This window comes from Pseudoalteromonas sp. A25, assembly GCF_009176705.1.
Lineage (GTDB): Bacteria > Pseudomonadota > Gammaproteobacteria > Enterobacterales > Alteromonadaceae > Pseudoalteromonas.
In genome coordinates this window covers 552,048-567,429 of sequence record NZ_AP021847.1, presented here as the reverse complement: position 1 = coordinate 567,429, position 15,382 = coordinate 552,048, and the positions used below count along the sequence as shown (strand labels likewise).

Sequence of the window (15,382 nt, the reverse complement as noted above, 5' to 3'; positions counted from 1 at the left end):
ACAGTAACGATTAAAGCCGTAAAAGTCATAGTGTGCATTTGGCACGATTTGCCAGTAACACCTAATCTTAATCATTTGTGATGGATAAAGTGAATATAAAAGTACATTCACTCGGTCTACAACAGTCAAGTATGTGAAATGAGATGATCAATGAATCTAAACTATATAAATCTAACAACCAGAGTGTGTGTATGCTTAAGCTTTGTGTTACTTGGGTTGTCATTACTTTTCAATGGTAGCGAAAGAGAAATGACGACCATGGTAGGTTTTTTCAAATTGGGAAGTTGGATATCTGCGCACTATTTTGGCGTGTTGTTTGGTAGCTTAATGCTGCTAGCCTCAGTATTAGTGATAGTTGCAAATAAGCAAAAGTTATCCATGTTGAGTTTTGGCCTCGTACTGGTCGTCGCTGTACTTCCTTTACTCACCTTGTTTGATGCTAGCCGTTATATCGAAAGCTTAGGTGGATTTCCAATCTTAGGCTCGGGCCAAGGGGTGATCAAATATGCAGCGCTTATTCCTTTGGCATTGGCGCTTTTTTCATCGCGATTGTCGCTTACGCAACTGGCATGGTTTAACTATTTACCTGTCGCTATGGTTTTAATATGGATAGGAGGCCTAAAGTTCTATGAGTTTGAGGCAAAAGGTATCGTATCTTTGGTAAGTACCTCACCATTTATGTTTTGGTTGTATGAGCTATTTTCTGTGCAGTGGGCGTCAAACTTGATTGGCAGTTACGACATTTTGTTTGCTGTATTACTTGGAGTTGCTCTAAAAATAAGGCGCTCTGAGCTACTCATAATTGCAATGTTAGGGTGCAGCGCAGTATTTGTAATGACACAAACGTTTTTATTTACAGCGCAAGGTGCATTTAGTGCACAAACCCTGCTGAGCGGACTTGGGCAATTTGTTATTAAAGACCTATGGTTTATCGCTAATTTATTGGTGATATTAAACTACACCCTACAACTTAACAGTAAAAAAGCGTGATCTCTAATAGCTACTTTTGTACATAAATTGTCCGCAATGCTATAACTAAATGAGAAGCTGGTTATAGTATGAGGGTGAGGTTACGGTGAAAGTATGGCTTTTGTTACTGCTGTTGATAGCTTCTTCCGCTTTTGCTCAAAAATATACCGTGCTGGTTTATCATGGCGCTAATCCCCCATATAGCTTCAAGGAAAACGACAAAGTAGTGGGTATTTTTGCTGATATTTTTGCACGGCTGGCACAACTAACAGGGCATGAGTTTGAGTTTGTCGCAACTTCCGTGGCGCGAGGACAGCGCTTTTTTGATACTGGGCAAGTTGACATTGAACCGGGAGTCAGCTGGCAATGGCGCGCACATCAAAAGGTACCCGGTATTTATACTCTCTCATATGCTAAGTCTGTAGAAATTTTACTGGCTAACCATAGCAATACACTTGAGGTAGTTAGTCAAGCATATGGGAGCTTGGTTGGGCGTGTGAGAGGCTATCGATATGGCCCTTTTGAGCGTCATTTTGGTGAGGATAAATTGATTGTATATGACAATATTTCTGAAAAAGAGTTGTTGGGGCAACTGGCCTACGGCCGCTTAGACTATGTATTAATAGGTAAAGACACCGCACATTATTACATGGCCAATAACCCCAAATACAGACAGTTTAAAGACGCTTACACAATAGAAACAGCTCAAGTTTCGATGCGCCTTCAGCCACATTTAATTGAGTTAAAAGAGCAGCTTAATACGGCGTTAACAACAATGATAAACAACAACGAAATTGACACCATTTATAAGAAGTATACTGATTATCAGCACTAAGTTGATGATAGCATGATGCTGGTTTCGCTATTTAATATACCTTTTATTTCTCTTACCTCTCTCAATACGCCATCGAACGCTCCGAGGTTTGCCGCTTTTATTTCAGCAATTAGGTCCCAAGCGCCGTTGGTGGTGTGAATTCTTGTAAGTTCTGGAATACCTTTAAGTTTTTGAATAACCTGCGACGTTGAGTGGCCCACCACTTCAATCATCATCACTGCTCGCACCGCATCACTGTCTATTTCTTCATGCACTCTTACGGTGAAACCAAGAATTGCACCGCAGCTTACTAGTCTGTCTAAACGGTTTTGAACTGTACCGCGAGATACATTAAGTAGCTCGGCAAGGGTGGATATCGATGCTCGGCCATCTTTTCGAAGTGCAGCAATTAATGCTTTGTCTAATGTGTCATAAAGGTAGGGTTGCATACTAAGACTAAAATAAAGAAATCTACGCTAAAAATACCAGTGAATTATCAGATTGTACAATTTGACTGTTAATAATGATAAATAATTACGCTTATTGTATTGCTTTTTGCCATTTTAACTAAAGCTTTTGCTCGTTATAGTAACGCAGACATTATGACAACACTATTGGAGGGGTTATGCAGCCTTTCACATTTATTATTGAGCACAGCAACGATAAGTCGTGTTCACAGATCACTTTATCATTCGGCAGTAAGGTTACAGTATGAGCGCATTACAAACCCCCAATGCTGTAGTGATGATCCGCCCACATCATTTTGTATCCAATCCACAAACTATGCAGGACAACGCCTACCAAGTGGAGGCGCAAAGCGTTCATGCCAGTGAATTGGCTTATAAAGAAGTAACTTATGTTGCTGATACACTGAAAAATGCTGGTGTAGAAGTGCATTTATTTGAAGATGAAAGTCGCTTAACGCCAGATTCTGTGTTTCCAAATAATTGGTTTTCAACACACAGTGATGGGCAACTTGTTACTTATCCAATGTATGCACCCAATCGTCGCGCTGAACGCCGCTTGGATATCGTGGAGTTTTTAAAGCAGCACTATTATGTTGAGTCTATTACTGACTTGAGCAAGTTGGCGCAGAGTCATTTATTTTTAGAAGGCACCGGCTCAATGGTGATGGATCATATTCATAAAATTGCCTTTGCGGTTGAGTCAAAACGTACATGTGCTAAGTTGGTTGAAAAAGTTTGTCAGCAGCTCGGCTATCAAGCACATGTATTTAATGCATTTGATGAACAAAAGGTGGCGGTATATCACACCAACGTTTTAATGTGTGTTGCCACAGAATTTGTGATGATAGGTTTAGATATGGTACCTAAAGAACAACAGTCGGCATTACTTGCGCACTTTAAACAGCAAAATAAGGCTGTGATCCGACTTTCTAATGCCCAGGTAGCTCATTTTTGCGGTAATGCGTTAGAGTTGCAAGGTGAGCAAGGGCGAATTTTAGCTTTGTCTCAAACCGCTTTTGATGCATTGAGTGATGAGCAAAAACATACCATAGAGCGCTCTGCAAGCTTGTTACCAATGAGTATTCCAACGTTGGAATCGGCTGGTGGTTCGATACGCTGTATGCTAGGTGGCGTGCACTTACAAAAACGATAATAAAGCACGCAAGTGCGTAAGAGGAGTTCGGCATGGTCAATGAAGTCATTGCGAGTATTAACGGCCTATTATGGGGAGATGGCCAATTACTTATCTATATTTTGTTGTTTGCCGGTGTGTGGTTTTCTGCTCGTTTAGGGCTCATTCAATTACGCCAATTTACGCACATGTTCAAGCTTTTAAAGAGCAGTGGCAACGCCGATAAAGAAAAGGTGAGTTCCTTTCAAGCTTTATGTACCGGTTTATCTGCTCGTGTTGGCACGGGCAATTTAGCCGGGGTTGCTGTGGCTATTTCTCTTGGTGGTAGCGGCGCTATTTTTTGGATGTGGGTGATAGCGCTATTGGGTATGGCCACAGGGTTTGCTGAAAGTGTGCTTGGCCAAGTATACAAAGTGCGTGATAGTGAAGGTGAGTTTCGTGGTGGGCCCGCTTATTATATTCAACTCGGTCTAAATAAACGATGGTTGGCTATCGCGTTTGCCGTTTGTTTGTTCTTGGGATACGGCTTTAGCTTTAGTGCAATGCAAACGAATACGATAACCGATGCATTATCTTTTGCCTTTGATATTCCACCTTTATACTCCGGCATGGTGATCACGGTGCTGGCAGGCTCCATTATAATGGGCGGCTTTAAAGCAATCGCGCGGTTTGCTGAGCGGGTAATGCCTATCATGGGCATACTGTTTGTGTCGGCAGCGGTATTAATTACATTCATTAATTTTAAGCATGTGCCAGCCATGCTAGAAGATATTCTTCTTTCAGCGTTTGGCTTGCAAGAAGCCGGCGCTGGCGCCATGGGGGCGGCGATTAAAAATGGTATTCAGCGCGGCTTGTATTCCAATGAAGCGGGGGCGGGGAGCGTGCCTCATGCATCCGGCGCTGCCAGTCCAATACCCAATCACCCCGTTACGCAAGGTTATATTCAAATGCTCGGGGTATTCTTTGATACCATCGTACTTTGCAGCTGCACCGCAGTGATCATTTTACTTGCAGATGTTGATATTAGCGGCGAAATGGAGGGGATCCGCTTAACGCAAAATGCCATGACAGCCCACTTAGCACAGGGCGGTGTTTATTTTGTAGCTGGTGCCATTACGTTATTTGCGTTTACCTCGGTGGTTGCCAATTTTGCATATGCAGAGAGTAATTTACACTTGTTTAAGCTTGATAACAAAGTAGGTCGCAGTATATACACCGCAATGTATTTGGGCATGATGTTGTGGGGCGCTACGGCGACTTTAAAAGAAGTATGGAGCTTGGCAGACATGGCGTTGGGTTTAATGACGTTGGTCAATATTTTTGCCATTATTCAATTAACTCCGACCATAGTGGCTGTAAATAAAGATTACAACACACAAAGAAAACAAGGCAAAGAACCTGAATTTAACGCCAAGCAAGTGGCTATTCAAGGGCAGTGTGAACCAGGCATATGGGATAAGTCATCCTAGTGTTTTTTAAGGGAATCCGTAATTCGTTTATCACCGATACTGATTGTATTTTTTATGAAATAAGGTACTGTTGTTGCAGAAATATTAGGTTATTACAAGTGAATACACCGACGAGAGTCGTCTAAACGGTTGCATTAGCCTGAGGTTAGATAATTAGGAATTAGGTTTTTTGCATGCAGATAAGGAAATTAAATACACTTAGGGCACTCGCTGCACTTATCGTTTTTTTCACTCATTTTAGTGATATTACCAACTGGCTTGGCGGTGCTTTAGGCGGCGGTTCTGGCGCTTATGGCGTGATGTTGTTCTTTTTTCTGAGTGGCTTTTTAATGGCACACTTGTATTTAGATAAGCCGTGTAATAAACAAAACATAACAGACTATTTTTTGGCGAGAATAGGACGAGTTATACCCCTTTATTTAGTGATTGTGTTTGCATCTTATTTTTTAACACAAGCCGAAAAAAACACTCTTTATAACATTGCCGACTTTAATACGGTTATTGGGCACTTGTTGTTTGTTTATGGTGAGAGCGTACTTTGGTCTATTCCGCCTGAAATTCATTTTTATCTAATATTTACGTTGCTATGGTCGTTTTCGCAACACCGAAAAGGCTATATTTATGCCGCAGTCGTGGTGGTTATGTTAGTGCTGTTTTTCACAAACTTTCCGAAGATATTTGGCGATTTTTACGGTATTCCATACAATCTTTTTAGTATTTTGAGAACACTGCCGTTTTTCTTCATTGGGGTCATTTTTGGGCTGCATTATAAACAGCTAAAAATACCAGCCTATTTACGCAGTCATTGGTTTGTGTTGGCTTTGTGCTTAATTCCCTTGATGTATCCTGAGTTTTCACCCATCACTTCAGACGCTAAAAATAGAATGTGGCTAAGTTACGAGGTCTTGTTCGTAATGGCTACCGTGTTTTTCTGTATTGTATTTTTAGTGCCAGATAACAATATTTTGCTGGCAAATAAACTTGGCGACTTTTTAGGTAAAATATCTTACTCACTGTATTTGCTACATATGCCAATTATTGAAATGGTAAATACACTGTCGCTGTCTATCGAGCAAAAGCTAATAGTGTCACTACTGTTGAGTATTTTTGTCGCTTATTTATCTTTTAACTTTTTTGAAAAGCCAGTAGCAAAAATGATTAGAAATCGCGCTAGCACACGTCAGAGACATGCTATGTCTACTGGCATAAAACAAGCCTGATCAAACGAGCATTGAACATTAGTGAGCGCTGCAAACAACAAGGCGACAAACATACTACATGTCGCCTTTACAGTTTAATCATCGTTATTGCGTTCGAATGGTAGATCGCTGAGGTATTCTACAAACTCCACTTCAAACCCATCAGGGTCAATGAAGTAGACGTTTTTTCTGTGTGGGTTATTGCTGCCACTTTTATCGATAGGGTAGCCTGCATCAACAAGGCGGTGGATTAAAGCGCTTATATTTTTTACTTCAAATGCAAAGTGTGCAAGCCCGACTTGATGACCCTCAAGTGTACGATTGTTACCTTCACCGTGGTCGCTAAAGGCGATATAGTTATAGTCGTCTCCAAAGTGTACCCAATTTCGCGGCTTTGCGAACCATTGCCCTGATCCCTTGCTTCGAATGCGCCAGTGCGGAAAAGCCGCTTGATAAAAGTGCAGAGCTTTTTCTAAATTAGATACCACTAAGTTTACATGTTCTAAGCGCATTTTTGCCTCCTATTTATTTTTCATTGTGTCTGATAAAACTTCCATGATCTTTTTAATAAGATCGCGATTTGTAGTGTTTAGAATGGTTTTCATTTGGTCTCTCCTATTGATTTAAGTTAACTTTAAAACCTCAAGTTAGCTTTAGGTAAAGAGCTTTCTTACATTTTTTATGATGAGTAGGCTGCATGTTGTTATGTTTTGAAATGTAGGTTTTGGTTATAGTGTGATAAACCACGTATTCACTATTAAATTTCACATAGAAGGCACAAAAATGCGCTACAAACATCTTATTTTGGGCATCACCTCAGCGCTTTTAGCAAATTCGAATGCACAAGCTCAAGAGGCTTCGGTGTCGTTTGAAGTGATCGCAAAAAGTACCAAAAGCTGGGATGGTTCTTTGCTGCCTGCGTACCCTAGAGGTCAGCCACAGATAACAATGTTAAAAGTAACAATCCCTGCTGGCGCGACGGTTAAAAAGCACAAGCACCCTATGATTAATGCCGCAGTGATGCTATCAGGTGAGTTGACAGTACGTTCGCAGCGCGGCGAGGTACTAAAACTTCAAGCCGGAGATCCCATTGTTGAGTTAGTAGATAAATGGCACGAAGGTAAAAATGAAGGCAATATTCCTGTAGAGCTAATCGTTTTTTATGCCGCCATAGAGGGGCAGCCCTTGAGTATCAAGCACACCGATTAGTGTGCTTGGATTTGAGGTGTAACGATAGGTTGGCCATGGTTATCAAAAAACTCGCTAGGTTTGTGTTTGCCCTGTAGTTTCCAAAGTGCAAGCTTTTGTAAGGTGGCGAGCACTAGCTGAGTGTGCCCACAAGGACCGAGTCGCTGCACAGGTATTTCTCGAGAGGCTTCTTTTATATGAACTGACCCTTTTACCACTCCTGCTTTTTCAACGAGCTTATTGTCGTCAATAAAGCTGTGAATAATACCGATAAAGGGCCATCCACCATTGAGTGTATTGCCTATCGGCGTGTTACAACATTTTGCATACCAGCGATAAAGGCCCTTTTTTGTAAGTCTTAAACAGCCAAGATGCTCTTTGCCTTCGAGGAACTTAAAATGTGCGATAGGCACTTGGAGTATAGTCGTTCCTGCATATTCATTGAGTACGTCATCTGCGCGATTAAGCGCAACGGCAAATTTTTGGCAATCTCGACAGTAGCAGGTGAGATGATTTGCCAGTTTAGGTGCAATCGGTTCGACACAAGCTTGCATTTTTTTGCACTGGCAACTTAGTGATAACTTAGTGGATATAGCCTGATCCATACCTTAATCCTTTAATTTATATGCTAAAGTCAAGCTTGGTTAATACTATCAAATTAATCCTCCTATTTCACAAAGTAAAGCCTTTGCGTTAAGAGGCACAAAACGAAACAGACAACATTGAGTATTACTATTAAAAGGAACAAATAGTGCAGTTACTAGATTATTTAAACGATAACTTTATTTCTTTATCACAGTTGTTATCTGCATCAGGAGCCAGTGAGCAGGAACTGCGCCTATATCAACTAAATGGAATGATGCCAAAGGCATCCTATGTATTGAACTTACACCTAAGTTGTAACTCATTTTTTGGTCATCATCAGGAGCAAACTGAGTGTGAATACTATGCCAAAGGCTACTTATATTGGCTTGGTATAGTGCAAGCCAATGCTGATCCTGAATTTATTTATCAAGCCTTCAGTCAAAGATACCAGCAAACGTTGGATGCTTTAAAAGCTCAGGGTTATCAATGTAATGATGAAAAGCTAAGCACTAAACTTGCTGAACATATAGAGTCGGAGTGGCAACACTTTTTATCGGGCAGCTATGGTTTATGTACGCGCTCAGGTTTACCTGAAAATATTGCCGCTAAAGAGCTAGCTATTGCACAAATTAATGAATTAACTCGTAATGAGAATCTTGGCGCTAATGAACTTAGCGCTTTAACAAAGGCAGTTGATTTGCTTGACAAGGCCAGTGCTTGCTTTGCGCCACATGAGCGCCAACGCAGTTCCCGCCATCGTCTTGTTGATGAGGTTCGCAGGCAATACCAACTCGTATCACCAATGTAAGTTAATTCACCATTTTAAAAGGGTTACTTAATATTTAACGCTGCTAGCTTAAGAGTTTGGCCTTCGTTAGGTGACGACAGATGTTTTTTGGCCACTGTCGTCTACCTCATTGGTCTGGTCAGTGCTGCTCTACTCGTTATTTTGAATTAGTTTCAGAATTTAAGTGAGCGGTAACTTAATGTTAGCCCTTATGCTTTCTGACTATGAAGATGTTGTGTAAATTGATTAAGGGCGTTTGTGGTTAACGCAAAACCATTGTTACAAGGCACATGAAGTAACCCACTATTGTTAATGCCAAAGTAGCCAAATAGTTTGTCGAAAAAGCCTGAAAATATCTCACAAACCTGCTCGTGGGCAGAGGTTGTTAATACATATCCTTGCTTGCCTTTTAGGGCTTTTCCAATTGGTTTAATTGTTGGGTTTTCTGTTAGTTCAGTCATACGGTCAATCAGGCGTTTCATATTTGCACTCACGCTATGCCAATAAACTGGAGAAGCAAAAACAATATTATCGGCCCAAGCAAGTGACTCTGCGACTTGGTAAAAATCATCCTCAGGATACGCATTAGCGTAGTTATAATCAGCAAAGTTTAAGTTGTCTAAGGTTAGTAATTTGACCTGTTCCGGGCGGCATTGCGCCATGATTTGGCTGACGAGTTTATATGTATTGCCGTTTTCGTTGGCGCTGGAAAACAAAATTACAGTATTTCGCATTGTTCGTTCCTTAATATGTGAGGTTAACAACGGCAATAGCCTAAAAGCTCAACTTAGCTTTAGGTAAAGTGGTTTATTGATTTGAATTTCTTTTTGTTTAAAAAATATGTATAGAAAACCTTTCACCAAGCCACATCAATGTGTTTTACTAGCTTTGTATCTACATGAAATATAAAGGAAATTACTGCATCATGCTAAGAATTACTCTTGAGCAGTGGCGAATGTTTCGTATGGTGGCTGAGCATGGGGGGTTTAACCAAGCTGCAGAGCACATACATAAGAGTCAGTCTAGTATTCACAACGCCGTGAGTAAGATAGAGCAATCGCTTGGGGTGAAAGTATTTTATATTGAAGGGCGAAAAACGCGGTTAACACAAGCAGGAAAAATGTTACTTCGCAGAGCCAACTACCTGCTAGATGAGGCGCAAAAGGTAGAGTCTGTTGCACAAACATTGGCAAAAGGTGTCGAAACATCATTGCGTATTGCAGTGGACGAAGTCTTCGCAAAGCATTTGCTTTACCAAGCCCTTGATGCCACCTCCGAGAAGTTTCCTTTACTGAGAATTGAGCTGTTTGAGTCAATACTCAGCGGTGCGCATGAGTTGGTTGAAAATAATGAGGCCGATATTGCGATTTCTCCCATAAGTATGACTGGTGGATTCAGTGAGCAACTGTGTAGTGTTGAATTTGTTGCTGTATCCAGTCCTGCTCATGCGCTACAGCAGTATAATCGGGCTTTGACGTTTGAAGACCTAAAATCATTTCGACAGATAGTTATCCGAGATTCGGCACACAATAAACGCTCCGACTCAGGGTGGTTAGAGGCCAATCAGCGGTGGACAGTGAGCCACTTACGAACATCTATTGATATGATTTGTGAAGGGTTAGGTTTTGCATGGCTACCCGAAAGTGCGATAACTGAACATCTAAATAGTGGCCGCCTAAAGCGCTTACCATTGACCCACAATGCAACTCGCACCAGTGCCTTATATCTTGTGTTTCAAGATAGTGATCGACTTGGTTTAGCGGCTCAAGCTTTTATCGAAAAATTAAGAGAGCAGTGCAGAAACCTTAAAGCACAGTGATATGTTGTTGAACGCAAATTGGGCAATCAGCAACGGCGGGTATGGTATAACTCTGGTAATCGGAAGGAGTAAAAACAATGAAAAAAGTAAAGACGGTTTTATTGCTCGCAAGCACGGTGCTAGCTAGCTTTAGTGCGTTTGCCAAGGTTGATGGCGTAATTTATGCCGGAAAGGTGTTAGTAAAGCCTGAGGAAGATGCATTAACAAAGCAAACATTAGTACTAGAGGATGGCAAGGTTTCGGCTATACATGAAGGGTATATCTTACCTCACAAGCTGGGTCTTAAAGATGTAAAGCTCTATGACCTTAAAGATTACTATGTCATGCCTGGTATGATAGATATGCATGTGCATTTGACCTTTGAACGAGATAAACAAGTAAACCCACATGCGTGGTTAACCCAAGATGATGCAGACTATGCGTTAAATTCAATTCCTTATTTACAAAAAACGCTGGATGCGGGGTTTACTGCAGTAAGAGATTTAGGGGCTCGATATCAGGTTATTTTTCCACTTAAACGCGCTGTAGAAAAACAACTTATTACTGGCCCAAGAATATTTGCATCAGGCAATGCAATTTCTGCAACGGGTGGACACGGAGATATGCATGGTTATCGCCGCGATTTAACAGAAACAATGAACACAAGTCTTGGTATTTGTGACGGTGCGGCTGATTGTCAGCGTGCAGTGCGAGAGGTCATTAAGTATGGCGCTGACGTGATAAAAATTACCGCAACGGGTGGTGTTTTGAGCAATACGGCAGCGGGGGTTAATCAGCAACTAACTGATGATGAACTTAACGCCATTGTTAATACTGCGCACAATCTGGGGCGCAAGGTAACAGCGCATGCACATGGTACACAGGGCGTTAATGCCGCTATTCGCGCAGGTGTAGACTCGATAGAGCATGGTTCCTATTTAGATGATGAATCAATTGCATTGTTTAAGCGCCATGGCGCTTACTTAGTACCAACCCTGTTAGCGGGCCATACAGTATCAAAAGAGGTACTGAATAACCCTAATATGCCTAAGGCAATTGCTGATAAAGTTCGTCAAGTAGCACCGGTTGTTGAAAAGTCGTTTCGAAATGCTCTTAAAAACCAAGTAAACATCGCTTTTGGAACCGATTCTGGAGTGTCTCGTCATGGAGATAATGCAAAAGAAGCGCAGTTGATGGTTGAGTTTGGCATGACACCAAAACAAGTGCTAGTGAGTGCGACACGATCTGCCGCCAAACTCCTTGGGCAAGAAGACAATCTAGGATCGTTAGAGGTTGGTAAATATGCTGACATCATAGCCCTTAAAGCCAACCCAGAAGAAGATATTTCGGCGTTGAGTGAAGTAAGCTTTGTAATGAAAAATGGTGTTGTATATAAAAACCAACTTTAAGAGAAATAACATGATAGATTTTCGGTCCGATACAGTGACTCAGCCATGTCAGCAAATGCGATTAATGATGAGCAATGCACCTGTTGGCGATGATGTTTATGGAGATGACCCCAGTGTTAATGAGTTAGAGCAGTGGGCAGCTACGCGCCACGGCTTTGAAGCCAGTTTGTTTGTAAGCTCTGGCACACAAGCAAATTTATTGGCGATATTGAGCCATTGTGAGCGTGGTGATGAGTATTTGTGTGGGCAAAATGCTCATAACTATCGATATGAGGCGGGCGGGGCTGCTGTACTTGGTTCGGTGCAACCTCAACCTATTGAAAATGAGCCTGACGGCAGCTTATGCTTCAACAAACTTGAAAAAGCCATTAAACCTGATGACAGTCATTTTGCCAGAACACGCTTACTGAGTTTAGAAAATACCATCGGTGGCAAAGTATTAAGTTTGCAGTATCTGGCGCAAGCAAGGACGTTTGCTAACAAGCACCAATTGGCATTGCATTTGGATGGAGCGCGTGTATACAACGCGGCTGTTGCATTAAACGTTGATATAAAAGACATTAGCCAGCATTTTGATTCAATGACAATTTGCTTGTCAAAAGGGTTGGGCGCACCAGTGGGCTCGCTACTACTAGGCAATCATGAATTTATCAAAAAAGCGCGACGACTGAGAAAAATGCTCGGTGGTGGTATGCGTCAAGCTGGGATTTTGGCTGTTGCTGGATATTATGCATTAACTCACAATGTGAGTCGGTTAGCTGAAGACCATGACAACGCACAGTATTTGGCGTACCAGTTAAACTCCTTAAAAGGATTTAGCACAGAGTCATATCAAGTACACACAAATATCGTATTTGCGGATATTGATGAGCGCGTTGATATTCAGCGAATAAGCGAAAAACTAAAAGCGCAGAATATAGTGATCACACCTGGCTACCAAGGCATGCGCTTTGTAACGCACAAAGATATCTCCCGTGATGATATTGACATGTTGCTTGCTGCATTGCGAACTGAGTTGCCTTAGGACGTTTATTAAAAAAGCTTTTACTAATTAAGGCATGACTTGCTACCGTAAAAAGGACACTTTATGAAACTAATCTCTTTTGCTGTTTTATTTTCCTGTGCGCTTAGCTTAGTGGCACAGGAAAGTTGGGCGAACTCAAATACTAATTATTTAAGTGCACAACAGTCAGATCCCAAAAAGCTTGGATGGATGGTAGGCAGCCCACCGGCTCCTGACAAGTTAATAACTCAGCCCCAGTCAAACTATTTTAGTTTTCCAAAATTACGCTGGACTGTTTGCCATATACGGGAGTTTTTGCCAACCAAAAACGTAAGCCGTGGCTTAGGTGTACCTACATCATTAATGTATGCGCTAGATAACAACATCGATGCTGTGACGTTCAAGCCTCTAGGTCAACAGCAGAGCATGACTTGGTTAGAGTCATTAGATGCTAATTATACTGACGGCATTTTGGTACTGCATAAAGGCAAAGTTGTATATGAAAAGTATGCAGGGTGCCTTGATGAGCAGCGTAAACATGCGGCAATGTCGATGACTAAGTCGCTAACCGGGTTGCTCGCTGAGATTTTAATAGCCCAGGGCAAATTAAATGAACATGCGCAAGTTGACAGCATAGTACCAGAGCTAAAAGGAAGTGCATTTGGCAGTGCAACGGTTAGACAAGTGATGGATATGACGACGGCGCTCGATTATAGCGAAAATTATGCCGATCCAAATGCTGATATTTGGATTTACTCTAAGGCGGCAAATCCATTACCTAAACCTAAAGAATATCAAGGCCCTGAGGGGTATTTTGAATATTTGCAAAGTGTTGTTCAAAAAGGTGAGCATGGTGAGGCATTTGCGTACAAAACCGTTAATACTGATGCTTTAGGTTGGATAGTGTCACGTACAGCGGGAAAAGATGTCAGTACCTTAATGTCTGAGTTACTTTGGCAAAAAATCGGTGCTGAACAAGATGCATACATGACTATAGACAGTAAAGGAACCCCTTTTGCTGGCGGTGGCCTCAGTGCAAGCTTGCGTGATCTTGGCCGAATTGGACAATTGATGCTAAATGAAGGGGAATTTAATAATAGCCGGATCTTCCCTAAAAGCGTGGTGAAGAATATTAAGCAAGGTGGTGATAAGCAAGTTTTTAGTAAGGCTGGGTACAAGTCACTCAGTGGGGGGAGTTATCGCAGCATGTGGTGGATGTTACATAACGAGCATGAAGCTTTTGCAGCGAGAGGTGTACATGGGCAGACCATTTATATCGATCCGACGGCTAATATGGTGATAGTGCGGTTTGCATCTTACCCTACTGCAAAAAATGCGCAAATTGACCCAACTTCTTTACCCGCATATCAAGCTTTAGCTGAATACTTAATCAAGCAAAAGTAATCTTAATGGCAGGTTTAATACCAATGGGCAATAACACTTGAGCATTTTAAGGGATTAAACCTGACACTAGCTGCGTTAAAAATATCTTATTTTGAACAACGAAATCACAAACTTTTTGCCTTGCTACCACAAGGTTCTCTTGCCTCAAAATAGACTGTTTAGTTAAGTAAATGAACGGTATAAATCATGGTATGTGTTTGTTTGATTTTACCCATTGGTTGGTTTTTTTAATAAAGTGAGTTGTAAGGCTCCCAATATCCCAACCATGACACCGACCAGTAATGTGAGCAATTTTCCTTGTGTAGAGGTAACCCAGATATTTGCGCAAACTAAAGCAATTGATAACAGTACCCATATAAAGTCACCAAACGAGAAATAATAGATGAGCAATTTGGGTGGCGATTGTCTCGATGATGCCCAAATTAGGTGTAAACCATTGATCATTAACACGCCTGCTAAAATCCATATTACATACTCAGGAGCACGGTGCTCCGCACTTAGAAATAGCGAAACATGCTGGGGAATTAAGGCAAATATAGTGGCAAATAGCAAACAGCTAGCCGCGTTTGCCCGCAAAACAGCCTTTAATGTGATCATACGTGCATCCTTATGTATACTAGGTTGACATAAGAATAGCGAGTGGAGTTATCTATGTCAACAAGGTTGACAAGTAGGGGAGTGACTATGGTTGATAGTCAGGCCCTGCAATTGGTGTCAAAAGCGGCTAAAGTGCATAACAGTATTTCAAAATATCTTTCTGGTTATCTTCAAAATAAAGGGTTTATTGGTGCCACCCCCTCAGCCTTGAACTTTTTAAGTGCGTTGGAGTGTGGGGAAAATTATGGCTCTCAAATAGCAAGAAGTTTAGATGTATCACGTCAAATGGTTGCAAAATCAGTCAAAGAAATGTGTAGTTTAGGGTACTTAGAGCAAAAAACAGGGCATGGAAAACAGAAAGTTATCGTGTTTACTGAGCTTGGAGAGCAACTTATGGCTGAAGCAAGGCTGTGCTTATCTGGCCTAGATAAGTTGTTTTGTGAACAGATGGCGCCGCATGCAGTTGACTCGACCATTGCTAACTTAGAGCAGATCCAATTATCAATTGAGTTTTTAGCTGGCTCAAAGTGCTAAGCTTGAGGTGGGTTACCTCAAGCTGGT

17 protein-coding genes are annotated in these 15,382 nt (G+C 41.5%); 12 read left to right on the top strand and 5 right to left on the bottom strand.

Annotation, left to right across the window (positions count from 1 at the left end; genetic code table 11):
- Window positions 1-150 precede the first annotated feature (150 nt).
- On the top strand, window positions 151-990 hold the full coding sequence (locus tag GDK41_RS18975; RefSeq protein WP_152088043.1) for a DUF417 family protein: 840 nt from the start codon (window positions 151-153) through the stop codon (window positions 988-990).
- An 85-nt stretch (window positions 991-1,075) separates the two neighbouring features.
- Entirely contained in the window at window positions 1,076-1,804 is a 729-nt protein-coding gene (locus GDK41_RS18970) for a substrate-binding periplasmic protein (RefSeq protein WP_152088042.1), read from the top strand.
- Here GDK41_RS18970 and GDK41_RS18965 read toward each other — a convergent pair.
- Window positions 1,801-2,232 (bottom strand): Lrp/AsnC family transcriptional regulator, encoded by a 432-nt coding sequence (locus GDK41_RS18965; RefSeq protein ID WP_152088041.1) that lies wholly within the window; start codon window positions 2,230-2,232, stop codon window positions 1,801-1,803. The genes GDK41_RS18970 and GDK41_RS18965 overlap by 4 nt on opposite strands.
- Window positions 2,233-2,494: 262 nt before the next feature.
- Here GDK41_RS18965 and ctlX point away from each other — a divergent pair, with 262 nt between their 5' ends.
- The 3 genes from ctlX (at window position 2,495) to GDK41_RS18950 (ending at window position 6,071) form a co-directional block, all read left to right on the top strand.
- Entirely contained in the window at window positions 2,495-3,403 is a 909-nt protein-coding gene (gene ctlX, locus GDK41_RS18960) for a citrulline utilization hydrolase CtlX (protein WP_152088040.1), read from the top strand.
- A 32-nt stretch (window positions 3,404-3,435) separates the two neighbouring features.
- Window positions 3,436-4,851 (top strand): alanine/glycine:cation symporter family protein, encoded by a 1,416-nt coding sequence (locus GDK41_RS18955; protein ID WP_152088039.1) that lies wholly within the window; start codon window positions 3,436-3,438, stop codon window positions 4,849-4,851.
- Between the two features lie 173 nt (window positions 4,852-5,024).
- Window positions 5,025-6,071: an acyltransferase family protein gene (locus tag GDK41_RS18950; RefSeq protein WP_152088038.1), complete on the top strand. Its 1,047-nt coding sequence runs from the start codon at window positions 5,025-5,027 to the stop codon at window positions 6,069-6,071.
- A gap of 74 nt (window positions 6,072-6,145) precedes the next feature.
- Here GDK41_RS18950 and GDK41_RS18945 read toward each other — a convergent pair whose 3' ends face one another.
- Window positions 6,146-6,562, bottom strand: a complete 417-nt coding sequence (locus GDK41_RS18945; protein ID WP_152088037.1) for a VOC family protein — start codon at window positions 6,560-6,562, stop codon at window positions 6,146-6,148.
- A gap of 271 nt (window positions 6,563-6,833) precedes the next feature.
- Between GDK41_RS18945 and GDK41_RS18940 the strand changes: the two genes are divergently transcribed.
- On the top strand, window positions 6,834-7,259 hold the full coding sequence (locus GDK41_RS18940; RefSeq protein ID WP_152088036.1) for a cupin domain-containing protein: 426 nt from the start codon (window positions 6,834-6,836) through the stop codon (window positions 7,257-7,259).
- On the opposite strand, the gene GDK41_RS18935 is transcribed toward GDK41_RS18940, so the two are convergent.
- Window positions 7,256-7,843 carry a DUF6151 family protein gene (locus GDK41_RS18935; protein WP_152088035.1) on the bottom strand — a complete coding sequence of 196 codons (588 nt, stop codon included), beginning with the start codon at window positions 7,841-7,843 and terminating at the stop codon, window positions 7,256-7,258. The two genes, GDK41_RS18940 and GDK41_RS18935, sit on opposite strands and share 4 nt — an antisense overlap.
- A 146-nt stretch (window positions 7,844-7,989) precedes the next feature.
- Here GDK41_RS18935 and GDK41_RS18930 point away from each other — a divergent pair, with 146 nt between their 5' ends.
- Window positions 7,990-8,631 (top strand): DUF6058 family natural product biosynthesis protein, encoded by a 642-nt coding sequence (locus tag GDK41_RS18930; RefSeq protein ID WP_152088034.1) that lies wholly within the window; start codon window positions 7,990-7,992, stop codon window positions 8,629-8,631.
- A gap of 188 nt (window positions 8,632-8,819) precedes the next feature.
- Here the strand turns inward: GDK41_RS18930 and GDK41_RS18925 are convergent, their stop codons facing one another.
- Entirely contained in the window at window positions 8,820-9,344 is a 525-nt protein-coding gene (locus GDK41_RS18925) for a flavodoxin family protein (protein WP_152088033.1), read from the bottom strand.
- A 191-nt stretch (window positions 9,345-9,535) separates the two neighbouring features.
- Between GDK41_RS18925 and GDK41_RS18920 the strand changes: the two genes are divergently transcribed.
- The 4 genes from GDK41_RS18920 (at window position 9,536) to GDK41_RS18905 (ending at window position 14,224) form a co-directional block, all read left to right on the top strand.
- Window positions 9,536-10,429, top strand: a complete 894-nt coding sequence (locus GDK41_RS18920; RefSeq protein WP_152088032.1) for a LysR family transcriptional regulator — start codon at window positions 9,536-9,538, stop codon at window positions 10,427-10,429.
- A gap of 77 nt (window positions 10,430-10,506) precedes the next feature.
- Entirely contained in the window at window positions 10,507-11,817 is a 1,311-nt protein-coding gene (locus GDK41_RS18915) for a metal-dependent hydrolase family protein (protein WP_152088031.1), read from the top strand.
- 10 nt (window positions 11,818-11,827) lie between these two features.
- Window positions 11,828-12,841, top strand: coding sequence for a low-specificity L-threonine aldolase (ltaE, locus tag GDK41_RS18910; RefSeq protein ID WP_152088030.1), 1,014 nt, complete (start codon window positions 11,828-11,830; stop codon window positions 12,839-12,841).
- A gap of 63 nt (window positions 12,842-12,904) precedes the next feature.
- Window positions 12,905-14,224: a serine hydrolase domain-containing protein gene (locus tag GDK41_RS18905; protein WP_152088029.1), complete on the top strand. Its 1,320-nt coding sequence runs from the start codon at window positions 12,905-12,907 to the stop codon at window positions 14,222-14,224.
- Window positions 14,225-14,431: 207 nt separating this feature from the next.
- Here the strand turns inward: GDK41_RS18905 and GDK41_RS18900 are convergent, their stop codons facing one another.
- Complete coding sequence (locus GDK41_RS18900; protein ID WP_152088028.1) at window positions 14,432-14,821, bottom strand: hypothetical protein; 390 nt, start codon at window positions 14,819-14,821, stop codon at window positions 14,432-14,434.
- A 54-nt stretch (window positions 14,822-14,875) separates the two neighbouring features.
- On the opposite strand from GDK41_RS18900, the gene GDK41_RS18895 reads away from it, so the two are divergent.
- The gene (locus tag GDK41_RS18895) at window positions 14,876-15,355 is read left to right on the top strand and encodes a MarR family transcriptional regulator (protein ID WP_197739504.1); all 480 of its coding nucleotides are present in this window, start codon (window positions 14,876-14,878) and stop codon (window positions 15,353-15,355) included.
- The last annotated feature ends 27 nt before the right edge of the window (window positions 15,356-15,382 follow it).

Coding starts and splice junctions, on each gene's coding strand:
- GDK41_RS18975 (WP_152088043.1), top strand. CDS start 151: ATGAATCTAAACTATATAAATCTAACAACCAGAGTGTGTGTATGCTTA.
- GDK41_RS18965 (WP_152088041.1), bottom strand. CDS start 2,232: ATGCAACCCTACCTTTATGACACATTAGACAAAGCATTAATTGCTGCA.
- ctlX (WP_152088040.1), top strand. CDS start 2,495: ATGAGCGCATTACAAACCCCCAATGCTGTAGTGATGATCCGCCCACAT.
- GDK41_RS18955 (WP_152088039.1), top strand. CDS start 3,436: ATGGTCAATGAAGTCATTGCGAGTATTAACGGCCTATTATGGGGAGAT.
- GDK41_RS18950 (WP_152088038.1), top strand. CDS start 5,025: ATGCAGATAAGGAAATTAAATACACTTAGGGCACTCGCTGCACTTATC.
- GDK41_RS18945 (WP_152088037.1), bottom strand. CDS start 6,562: ATGCGCTTAGAACATGTAAACTTAGTGGTATCTAATTTAGAAAAAGCT.
- GDK41_RS18940 (WP_152088036.1), top strand. CDS start 6,834: ATGCGCTACAAACATCTTATTTTGGGCATCACCTCAGCGCTTTTAGCA.
- GDK41_RS18935 (WP_152088035.1), bottom strand. CDS start 7,843: ATGGATCAGGCTATATCCACTAAGTTATCACTAAGTTGCCAGTGCAAA.
- GDK41_RS18925 (WP_152088033.1), bottom strand. CDS start 9,344: ATGCGAAATACTGTAATTTTGTTTTCCAGCGCCAACGAAAACGGCAAT.
- GDK41_RS18920 (WP_152088032.1), top strand. CDS start 9,536: ATGCTAAGAATTACTCTTGAGCAGTGGCGAATGTTTCGTATGGTGGCT.
- GDK41_RS18915 (WP_152088031.1), top strand. CDS start 10,507: ATGAAAAAAGTAAAGACGGTTTTATTGCTCGCAAGCACGGTGCTAGCT.
- ltaE (WP_152088030.1), top strand. CDS start 11,828: ATGATAGATTTTCGGTCCGATACAGTGACTCAGCCATGTCAGCAAATG.
- GDK41_RS18905 (WP_152088029.1), top strand. CDS start 12,905: ATGAAACTAATCTCTTTTGCTGTTTTATTTTCCTGTGCGCTTAGCTTA.
- GDK41_RS18900 (WP_152088028.1), bottom strand. CDS start 14,821: ATGATCACATTAAAGGCTGTTTTGCGGGCAAACGCGGCTAGCTGTTTG.
- GDK41_RS18895 (WP_197739504.1), top strand. CDS start 14,876: ATGTCAACAAGGTTGACAAGTAGGGGAGTGACTATGGTTGATAGTCAG.